Raw genomic sequence first — 278 nt, 5'->3', positions numbered from 1 at the left:
TCGAAGGTGGGGTAGATGATTGGGGTGAAGTCGTAACAAGGTAGCCGTATCGGAAGGTGCGGCTGGATCACCTCCTTTCTAAGGAAAACGTCCCTTACGGGACATGCCCATCGTTCAGTTTTGAGAGCTCGTCTCTCAGTCTCGTAAGAGACACTCGCACCTTGAAAACTGAAGACATCAACAAGACATCAAACTTTTAATTAACCATGTCATTTAAGACGTGTGTTCTTAGAATACCAACGCTAGATCAAGGTATGAAGGGCGTACGGTGGATGCCT

The 278-nt window shown here is 46.8% G+C and carries 1 rRNA gene; it reads left to right on the top strand.

From position 1 onward, the window contains the following. Positions 1–78 (top strand): 16S ribosomal RNA (locus ACZGCQ_RS16995); the annotation flags it as partial. Positions 79–278: the final 200 nt, after the last annotated feature.

The organism is Exiguobacterium sp. HSB13 (assembly GCF_056764755.1).
This window is presented reverse-complemented; position numbering and strand designations above follow the sequence as displayed.